We start from the raw sequence: 8,778 nt of genomic DNA on the forward strand, positions 1-8,778 counted from the left end.
CTAGCATTTTTGATTTGCAGTTGTCGCTCAAATCCGACCATATGAACGTTATTATGAAAACGTTGACGTTAGTCAGTGTTATTTTCATACCGATGACATTTATTGCTGGAGTGTATGGGATGAATTTTGAAGTGATGCCGGAATTGACGTGGAAGTACGGCTATGCTTATGCATGGGGGCTAATGGCTGGAATTGGAATATCAATAGCTATTTATTTTAAGAAAAAAGGATGGTGGGGGAAGTCATAGAAATGCTTTTTCTTGGAAAAGCGATGAAAACAGTTTATAATAAAACTATTGCCAACTTGGAAAACAAAAGGGGATATAGAAATGAACGAACACGAAAGAAAACTCGGAATACTTTACACAGTTGCAAGCCCCCGCTTCAAGCGTTAGCTAAGTGGGGGTAGTTGACTAACGATGGTAGGGTTTTTGCAATACATTTCTCCGACGTTAAGTTTAATCTTAGGTGTTTTTTTGTTTCATGAAACTTTTACAAAAGCACATTTTTACGCGTTTAGCTGCATTTGGTTTGCGCTTATTATTTTTTCCTTCGCGAAAACAAAGCGAATGCAAGGATGGCATCATAAAATCATTCAGCGGAATTCATTTGGTGCAAGATAACGGACCTTCGGATAGGAAGGCCCGTTTTTTGTTCAACAAATACCCATTTTCGTGAAAATATCTAACCATTTTCCCATTAGATGAATAGTCTACTAGTACAATAGTGAAGGAGGTGCTCAAGATGGGTGCAGCTTACGGCGGCGGATTCGCGTTAATTGTTGTGTTGTTTATTCTGTTAATTATTGTTGGTGCGGCATTTGTTGGTGGTTGGATGTATTAATCATCCATTCATGACAAAAAAAATGATGGAAGGGGGAAAGAACATGCCATTTGGATACGGATACGGCGGTTGGGGTTATGGCGGTTATGGCTATGGCTACGGTGGATACGGACACGGACGCGGCTTTGTGTTGATTGTTGTCTTGTTCATCTTGTTAATTATCGTTGGCGCAGCATGGTGCTAATGTGATGATGGAATTCTCCTTGCCTTCGTCGGCTATGCTTAGTCCGCCGACTAGGACGATACATGAAAGGCGGAAGAGCATTAACACGCTTTTTCCGCCTTTTTTTCGCTGTATTTATATTTTTTTTGAACGTGCAGCAATCGGAACGAAAGAAAAAACGCACCAGCAGCTAGGCCGGTAATCAGCCCAATCCAATAGCCGAACGCTTCGGCGGAGGTAAAATTCGCTAATACATACCCAACAGGTAGCCCGATCACCCAATAAGATAAAAGCGCAGCGACAAAAGCGGCGTTCACGTCTTTATACCCCCTGAGCGCTCCTTGAATTGGGGCAGCGACTGCGTCAGAAAACTGGAAAAAGATTGCATACAACAAAAAATGTTTCGTCAGTAGCCATACGTCATGGTCGTTCGTGTATAGAGCGGCTACTTCGCCACGGAATATATAGAGGAATAGCGAAGTAGCAATCGCTGTGCCGATCGCCACGCCGATGCCGAGAAAACTGTATTGTTTGGCATCTTGATAACGCTTGGCGCCTGCTTCAAACCCGACTGCAATTGTTAATGCCATCGAAACGCTTAGCGGAATCATATAAAGAAGGGAGGCGAAATTGATGGCGCTTTGGTGTGCCGCAATCGTTGCTGTATTAAATTGGCTCATAAGCAATGTGACAGCTGCAAAAATGCTCGTTTCAAAAAAAATTGCAAATCCGATCGGCATACCGATTTTCAACAATTCTTTCCATGCTGAAAGGGAAAGAGGGTAAAAGCGGCGGAAAATGCCGTAATCAGAGAACGGTCGCAATTTCCACACGACCAATAAAACAAGGCTAAGACAAAACCAGTACGTGATCGTCGTTGCATATCCAGCACCGACACCGCCTAATTTCGGAAAACCGAGCTTTCCGTAAATAAGTAAATAGTTAAAAACAATATTGACCGGTAAAGCCGTTAACGTAATGAACATCGTGATTTTTGTTTGCCCGAGCGCGTCAATGAAGCAGCGGAGCACATGGTATATAAACAGCGGAATGATGCCGAACGAAAGGGCGACTAAATAATCATGCGCGATCGTGCGGACGCGTTCTTCTAAATTCATAGTATTGAGCAAATTTTGCAATACGAGCGATCCGATGAAAAGAACGAGCAAAGCAATGGTGACAGCCAAATATATCGCCTGCATGACCGAATAAGGAATTTGTTCGGGTCGTTTGGCACCAAGATGATGAGAGACGACCGGGGTGAGCGCAAGCAAAATGCCGCTTAGACCCGTAAACACTGGAACCCAAATGTTTGACCCGATCGCCACACCCGCCAAGTCCTGCGCGCTTGCATGTCCAGACATCGTGACATCAGCAAAATTCATAGCATAAAGGCCTACTTGTGTAACGAAAACAGGAAAAAGAAGCTGGATAAGCTGCAGCGTTTTTTCCTTTAAAGTAAAGGTCTGTTTCACCAAACACCCCTCCTGCCCTTTGGCACATCGCTATTACTATAGATTACGAGAAAAATGGAAAATAAACAACCCGAAAAATAAATTAAACATTGTTCTAAATAAACAATATAAATAAAAAGCGCCTCACGAAGAGGCTGTCCCCTGTTGATAAACAGGCAGTTCGATAATAAAGCACGTGCCTTTGTCGTCGCTTTGTACTTTCATCGTCCCTTTATGCAATTCAATAATTTTGCGTGACAACGATAAGCCAAGACCGGTTCCTGTTTCTTTTGTCGAGAAAAACGGATCGAAAATGTGATCAATAATTGTCGGCGGAATTCCCGGTCCATCATCGCAAAAGAAAATTTGGACGATGTTGTTATGTAACTTGCTTGTAATCGAAACGCGCATCGTCTTATTCACTTTTGCTTCCACTGCGTTATGAAACAGATTTAAAAACACTTGCAGCAGCTGGTTTTTATCTGCTTCAACATCGTAGCTATTTAACCGCCCGTCTAAATCGTAACGAACTTCAATATCATGAAGCAACGCTTCACTATGCAACAAAATGCCCAAATCTTCAGCGATAAATTGGTTGATATTCATCTTTTCCGCTTTGACTTCGGCTGGTTTGGCGATGTTTAAAAAATCAGTAATAATGCCATTGGCCCGGTCTAATTCAGGAATGAGTAGTTTATCAATGAGCGACACGATCCGATCGGGAAGATCGTTTTTAAAAAATTGCAAGTATCCGCGTACCGTTGTGAGTGGATTGCGGATTTCATGGGCAATCCCAGCAGCGATGCGGCCGGCTACAGCCAGCTTCTCTGTTTCTTTCATCAAATTGAGCGACTGAAACATGCTAATGACGCGTTTAATCGAGCCATCTTCATTTCGAATGAAGCGCGTATTAATAATTCCGTAATAACGATCTAACACTTCTTGGTTGTAAATCGGCTCATTTTTTTCAATCGATTTAAGCGTCATAATGAGCTCATCTGGTAGTTTTAGCAGTTCACGAATATGTTTGCCAATTATCGCATCGCGGTCTACGCCGGTATCGTTTGCGGCTTGCAAGTTACAAAGTGTGATAATGCCGTTCCCATCGACAAATACGATATGATGAGGAACAAGATCGAGAATGGGAGATAAAAATGCTTCCACTTTTTCAAACGGCAAGTCCGAAATCGGATCAATATCTAGCTGAAGTTCTGCAGGTAATTGATGAGTGGCAACGTCAAATCGAATTTCTGGTTCAGCTGTTCCACGTTTTTTTGTCATCGCCATTCCTAACGAATAGTCTGTGAATTGAAAAGAAAATGGCAACTGTTGAACAAAGTGTTTATAAAACTGTACTTCCTTTTCTAATTCTACGATTCTTTTTTCTATCTTCCTATCCATTCGCCATTGCTCCTTATCTAAAGAAAAAACAAAGGTTCGTTAGTAGTGTACCTAAAATTTCGCCACTCGGCTAGAGGGGATTTTTTTTGTTTTTACAAAACTATGTTCTAAATAACCAACAAAAATTTCAAAAAAATATTTCGTTAAGCGAAACATTATGATACAATAAATAGGAAAAGAAAGGGAGAGGCGTAATGTGGAAAAACAAAAATGTATGGATTATTTTAGGGGGAGAACTTGTAGCAGGGCTAGGGCTTTGGTTTGGAATCATCGGCAATTTAGAGTTTTTGCAGCAACATGTCCCGTCTGATTTTTTTAAGTCGCTTATTTTATTCACTGGGTTATTAGCAGGAGTGCTCGTTGGACCGCTCGCTGGCAAAGTATGTGACCGTTATAGCAAAAAGATCGTCTTACTGTATTCCGGTTTTCTTCGCATGATCAGTGTCACGTTTATGTTGCTAGCGCTTCATTTTTCATCCATTAGTTGGATGCTTGTTTTTATGGTAACGTTTCAAATTTCTGCTGCTTTTTATTTTCCTGCCCTTCAAGCAACGATTCCACTAATTGTAGAGGAGAAAGAGTTGCTTGCCATGAACGGGATTCATATGAACGTGTCTACCATTTCGCGAATTGCAGGAACAGCGCTAGGAGGGATGTTGCTTGCGGTCGTAAGCCTTCAGTCGCTTTATATCGCTAGTTTCATCGCTTACGTAATATTGTTCGGGGTGACGTTTTTTCTAAACATTCCTAATCAACACACGAATGAGCTCAACCAGCGGCCTAAAATGCAATTTACAGAGATGATTCCGTTATTAAAAAAGTATCCACTTGTTAAAATCGCCTTGTTATTAACGATGATTCCAATGCTATTCCTCGGGGGCTTTAACTTAATCGTTATGAGCATTAGTGAGTTGCAGCATGACCGCGCAATAAAGGGGCTTTTATACACGACAGAAGGAATGGCATTTATGATCGGTACGTTTGCTGTGAAGCGAATGACGAGGGATCGTGACCTGCGAAAGCTGCTCTATATTTTTTCCTTACTCATTGCTGTTTCACAAGGTTCGTTATATTTAGCAGAGATGAAAATCGCTTCATTAGCATCGTTCGCTTTATTCGGCTTTAGCGTCGGCTGCTTTTTCCCGATTACGGCGACTATTTTTCAAACGAACATTCCGAAAGAATATCACGGTCGCTTTTTCTCCTTGAAAAATATGATCGATCGCGTGTTGTTTCAAATTGTTCTACTTGGAACAGGATTTTTCCTTGATGTCGTTGGTCTCGAAATGATGGTAGTTTTGTTTAGCGGTTTGTCATTGTTGCTTCTTATCTATTTCTTCGTTCGTGAAACAGGCGATCCGGTTTCTTTGCAGCAACACGATTCCACTTTTTAATAAAGGAAGGGACGATTCCCTTCCTTTACCCAATCGCGTTATTTTTTTGTTTCATGACAAACAAGTAGTAGCAAAGAAACGCAAAACTACATAAAACGATGCCGAGTACATATGGCAAATATGCGGTGAGCGTAAATAGCCAGCCAGCAATCGGCGGCCCGACTAGCCTGCCGAGTGAATCAAAGGAAGAAAGGAATCCAGCAGCGCTTCCTTCGCCATCGGTTGCCTGCTTTGTAATCAGTGAAGAAAGACAAGGCCGAATCACGCCGTTGCCAATGCCGAAAACCGATAAATAAAGAGCAGCAGTCCAAAAATTGTGAACGAGCAAAATAAGCGCAAACCCAATCGCGGAAAGAGCGATCCCGCCTTGGATCACTTTTCCTTCACCGAACGCACGAATCAGTTTGCCGATCAATCCGCCTTGAATGAAGGCGCTCGCTAGCCCCATAATCATAAAGATATAGCCGAGTTCGGTCGAATGAAGTCCTGCTCGTTTTGCTGCATAGTAGGCAAACGTTGCTTCTAAGCCGGATAAAGAAAAGGAAATAAACCATTGCAAAATATACAAAAATGCAACAGGGCCTTTTAATGTTTGCCAAATAGGAGGGCGTTTGGCAACGTTACGCATTCGCTTTTCTTTTGGCAACGATTCTTTTAGAAACATTAGCACAAGCAGCGCAGTTGCTAGTGAGAGCCAACCCGCAATCCAAAATGGAAGATGCAAGTTAGTCTTAGAAAAAACGCCGCCAATAGCTGGACCGAAAATAAACCCTAACCCGATCGCTGCTCCAATCATTCCCATGCCTTTTCCACGCTCTGCAAAAGTGGTAACATCGGCTACATATGCTGTCGCGGTCGGCATTGTCGCCGAAGACAAAATCCCACCGATGACACGCGCCAAAAATAGCATGGAAAGAGTATTGGCGATCGCAAATAAAAAGAAAGAAAGCGCCAAACCGATAATGCCGAGCAATAAAATCGGTTTTCTTCCATACCGATCCGACATGCGTCCCCAGACGGGCGCGAACAAAAGCTGCATCAACGAATAAACCGCCATCAATAGCCCCAGCTCGGTCGGCGTGGCTCCCACTTGTTCGGCAAAGAACGGAAGAACAGGAATGACAATGCCAAAGCCGCACATTACTAGAAACATCACAGCAAATAAAAGAGAAACATACGATCTCAATGTTGTCGCCTCCGTGATCAAAATGATACTCTTTTTATCATAATCGAGCGCGATATTATTTTCAAAAGGAGTATGAAAAAATGTTGAAAAAGTTGCATCCCATTAGCTTACATATTATTATCGGAACGTTTTTCGCAAGAACCGCGACATTTATGACGATTCCATTTTTATCGATTTATTTAACGAAAGTGAAAGGAGTAAGCGCTGTCGAAACGGGAATGATTATCGGTACGAGCGCTTTTGTCAGCTTGTTTAGTGGATTTATCGGAGGGTATTTATCTGACCGGTTTGGTCGAAAAAATGTGATGATCGCTTCCGTTTGGCTCTGGTCGCTTGTATTTATTGGTTTTGCGGTGGCTAACCATGTCATTTTCTTTTTTCTATACCCATTCTTATTAGTAGTGGCGATGGTTGTCTTTACTATTGGAGAAGTGATGATGTTTACAATGACCGATTTATTTGTCGACCAAATTGCCAAGCCGCATATGAAAGGATTATATTTCGGAGCAATGGGATTTACGTCCATCGGCAACGCGTTCGGTCCGGCGCTGGGCGGTTTTTTATTTACTGTCTTCGGTGTTTCACAAGGTAGCTATTTGTTTACTTCTCTAGCACTATTAAGCTTTTTAGGATTTCCGTTTCTTTTGTATGTCGCCTATTTGTTAAAAGAGAAAAAACAGACGGTGGAATACAGTGCGTAGATTCGTTATAATGGCAATGCAACCGTTTAACCTCATGATGAACAAGGTGATACACATGTTAACGCTTAATGATGTTTTGCAAGCAAGAGAAAAAATGAAAGGAATTGTTCACCAAACTCCTTTGGAACATTCACAAACGTTCAGCCAGTTTTCCCATAACGAAGTATACATGAAATTAGAGAATTTGCAGAAAACTGGCTCGTTTAAAGTTCGCGGCTCATTTAATAAAATTATGTCTTTAAGTGAAGAAGAACGGCAGCGCGGAGTAGTTGCCGCTTCTGCTGGAAATCACGCCCAAGGAGTCGCATATTCGAGCACGATGATTGGTATTCCGTGCACGATTGTCATGCCAAAAGGAGCACCGTTAAGTAAAGTGCAGGCGACAAAAGGGTACGGCGCAGACGTCATTTTACACGGAGACGTCTTCGACGAATCGCTAGAATATGCGCTCGAGTTGCAGCGGCAGCGACAAGCGACGTTCGTCCATCCGTTTGATGATTTAGCGGTGATGGCTGGACAAGGAACGATTGGCTTAGAAATTTTAGAACAGCTTCCGGATGCAGACGTTGTACTATGCCCGGTTGGTGGCGGTGGTTTGCTTGCCGGATTAGCCTTTACGCTTAAACAGCTAAAGCCGTCCATTCAAGTGTACGGGGTCGAATCATCAGCGTGCCCAGGCATGACCGCAGCCCTTCGTCATAAAAAACCGGTCACGATCACGTCTTCGGATACGATTGCCGATGGAATTGCCGTGAAAAAACCGGGAAACATTACGTATGAATATATAGAAAAATACGTGGATGGCGTCGTTTGTGTGGAAGAGGCGGAAATTTCCCGAACGATGCTCTATTTGCTGGAGCGGAATAAGCTGTTAGTGGAAGGATCGGGAGCGTGCCCGCTTGCTGCTTTGTTATACCATAAGCTTCCGTTTACCGGCAAAAAAGTCGTGGCAGTGCTAAGCGGCGGAAATGTTGACGTGACACTCATTTCCCGCATTATTGAGCGCGGCTTAGTCGAATCAGGTCGGTTCGTTACATTTACGACCGTGATTTCCGATAAACCAGGGCAGCTCAATAAACTATTGCGCATTATTGCCGAATTAGAGGCAAATGTCATGTCGATTCACCATCAGCGGATCGGAGCGAAAGTATTGCCGGGTCAGGCGGAAATTCATTTTTCGCTTGAAACAAAAAACCAAGACCATATTCACCACATCCATCAAGTGTTAATGAAAGAAGGATACGATGTGGAATTTTTCCAATAAAAAAGGGTGGCTACTATGCCATCCTTTTTTATTAATGAATAATCGATGGGGAGGAGGACCATTTCGTTTGTCTGATTCCTTCTTGTGCCATTTTCGCTTTTAAACTTTCAAGCATATACAGCCCCACGATGCCAACTAACTCGGCGTCGTCCATTTCTTTAATAAGTTCGAGCAAATCTTCACGACTCAACTCTTCTAATACGGACATTGTTAAAATTTCCGCATCTTCTTCATCACCAGTGAGCCGGTCTTTATAATATTCGTATAATTCGTCGATAAATTTCACGCTTGTCCCTCGCTATTGTCCGTCAGCGCCGTTTAATGTCACGCGGCGAACGTGCTTGTTTTCTTCTGTTTGTGCTTTTTTCGCTT

Annotated in this window: 10 protein-coding genes and 1 pseudogene; 7 read left to right on the forward strand and 4 right to left on the reverse strand. The window is 42.7% G+C overall.

Annotated features, from left to right (window positions below; genetic code table 11):
• The 4 genes and pseudogenes from M4I42_RS15645 to M4I42_RS15660 form a co-directional block, all read left to right on the forward strand.
• Nucleotides 1-248, forward strand: a 248-nt coding sequence (locus M4I42_RS15645) for a CorA family divalent cation transporter (RefSeq protein WP_328284634.1), incomplete at its 5' end; no start/stop codon positions are given.
• A 165-nt stretch (nucleotides 249-413) separates the two neighbouring features.
• Nucleotides 414-623: pseudogene (locus M4I42_RS15650) on the forward strand (EamA family transporter RarD); the annotation flags it as partial.
• Nucleotides 624-744: 121 nt separating this feature from the next.
• A complete protein-coding gene (locus M4I42_RS15655) occupies nucleotides 745-843 on the forward strand; it encodes a YjcZ family sporulation protein (protein WP_082063809.1) in 99 nt (32 codons plus the stop codon).
• A gap of 43 nt (nucleotides 844-886) precedes the next feature.
• Entirely contained in the window at nucleotides 887-1,027 is a 141-nt protein-coding gene (locus M4I42_RS15660) for a YjcZ family sporulation protein (RefSeq protein WP_268853002.1), read from the forward strand.
• Nucleotides 1,028-1,107: 80 nt separating this feature from the next.
• Here M4I42_RS15660 and M4I42_RS15665 read toward each other — a convergent pair whose 3' ends face one another.
• On the reverse strand, nucleotides 1,108-2,481 hold the full coding sequence (locus M4I42_RS15665; protein ID WP_268853003.1) for an MATE family efflux transporter: 1,374 nt from the start codon (nucleotides 2,479-2,481) through the stop codon (nucleotides 1,108-1,110).
• Between the two features lie 123 nt (nucleotides 2,482-2,604).
• The gene (locus tag M4I42_RS15670) at nucleotides 2,605-3,861 is read right to left on the reverse strand and encodes a two-component system sensor histidine kinase NtrB (protein ID WP_268853004.1); all 1,257 of its coding nucleotides are present in this window, start codon (nucleotides 3,859-3,861) and stop codon (nucleotides 2,605-2,607) included.
• A gap of 194 nt (nucleotides 3,862-4,055) precedes the next feature.
• On the opposite strand from M4I42_RS15670, the gene M4I42_RS15675 reads away from it, so the two are divergent.
• A complete protein-coding gene (locus M4I42_RS15675) occupies nucleotides 4,056-5,255 on the forward strand; it encodes an MFS transporter (protein ID WP_268853005.1) in 1,200 nt (399 codons plus the stop codon).
• 25 nt (nucleotides 5,256-5,280) lie between these two features.
• Here M4I42_RS15675 and M4I42_RS15680 read toward each other — a convergent pair whose 3' ends face one another.
• Nucleotides 5,281-6,408, reverse strand: coding sequence for an MFS transporter (locus tag M4I42_RS15680; protein ID WP_442864120.1), 1,128 nt, complete (start codon nucleotides 6,406-6,408; stop codon nucleotides 5,281-5,283).
• Between the two features lie 113 nt (nucleotides 6,409-6,521).
• Here M4I42_RS15680 and M4I42_RS15685 point away from each other — a divergent pair, with 113 nt between their 5' ends.
• Both M4I42_RS15685 and ilvA read left to right on the forward strand, forming a co-directional pair.
• Entirely contained in the window at nucleotides 6,522-7,142 is a 621-nt protein-coding gene (locus tag M4I42_RS15685) for an MFS transporter (protein WP_268853007.1), read from the forward strand.
• 55 nt (nucleotides 7,143-7,197) lie between these two features.
• Nucleotides 7,198-8,406, forward strand: coding sequence for a threonine ammonia-lyase (ilvA, locus tag M4I42_RS15690; RefSeq protein WP_268853008.1), 1,209 nt, complete (start codon nucleotides 7,198-7,200; stop codon nucleotides 8,404-8,406).
• Nucleotides 8,407-8,437: 31 nt separating this feature from the next.
• Here ilvA and M4I42_RS15695 read toward each other — a convergent pair whose 3' ends face one another.
• On the reverse strand, nucleotides 8,438-8,692 hold the full coding sequence (locus tag M4I42_RS15695; RefSeq protein ID WP_268853009.1) for a DUF6154 family protein: 255 nt from the start codon (nucleotides 8,690-8,692) through the stop codon (nucleotides 8,438-8,440).
• Nucleotides 8,693-8,778 lie beyond the last annotated feature (86 nt).

The organism is Anoxybacillus sp. J5B_2022 (assembly GCF_026847645.1).
Taxonomy (GTDB): Bacteria; Bacillota; Bacilli; order Bacillales; family Anoxybacillaceae; genus Anoxybacteroides.

Bases quoted from the DNA above. Each gene is read 5' to 3' on its own strand.
- M4I42_RS15670 (WP_268853004.1), bottom strand. From the start codon at position 3,861: ATGGATAGGAAGATAGAAAAAAGAATCGTAGAATTAGAAAAGGAAGTA.
- M4I42_RS15655 (WP_082063809.1), top strand. From the start codon at position 745: ATGGGTGCAGCTTACGGCGGCGGATTCGCGTTAATTGTTGTGTTGTTT.
- M4I42_RS15680 (WP_442864120.1), bottom strand. From the start codon at position 6,408: ATGTTTCTAGTAATGTGCGGCTTTGGCATTGTCATTCCTGTTCTTCCG.
- M4I42_RS15675 (WP_268853005.1), top strand. From the start codon at position 4,056: ATGTGGAAAAACAAAAATGTATGGATTATTTTAGGGGGAGAACTTGTA.
- ilvA (WP_268853008.1), top strand. From the start codon at position 7,198: ATGTTAACGCTTAATGATGTTTTGCAAGCAAGAGAAAAAATGAAAGGA.
- M4I42_RS15685 (WP_268853007.1), top strand. From the start codon at position 6,522: ATGTTGAAAAAGTTGCATCCCATTAGCTTACATATTATTATCGGAACG.
- M4I42_RS15660 (WP_268853002.1), top strand. From the start codon at position 887: ATGCCATTTGGATACGGATACGGCGGTTGGGGTTATGGCGGTTATGGC.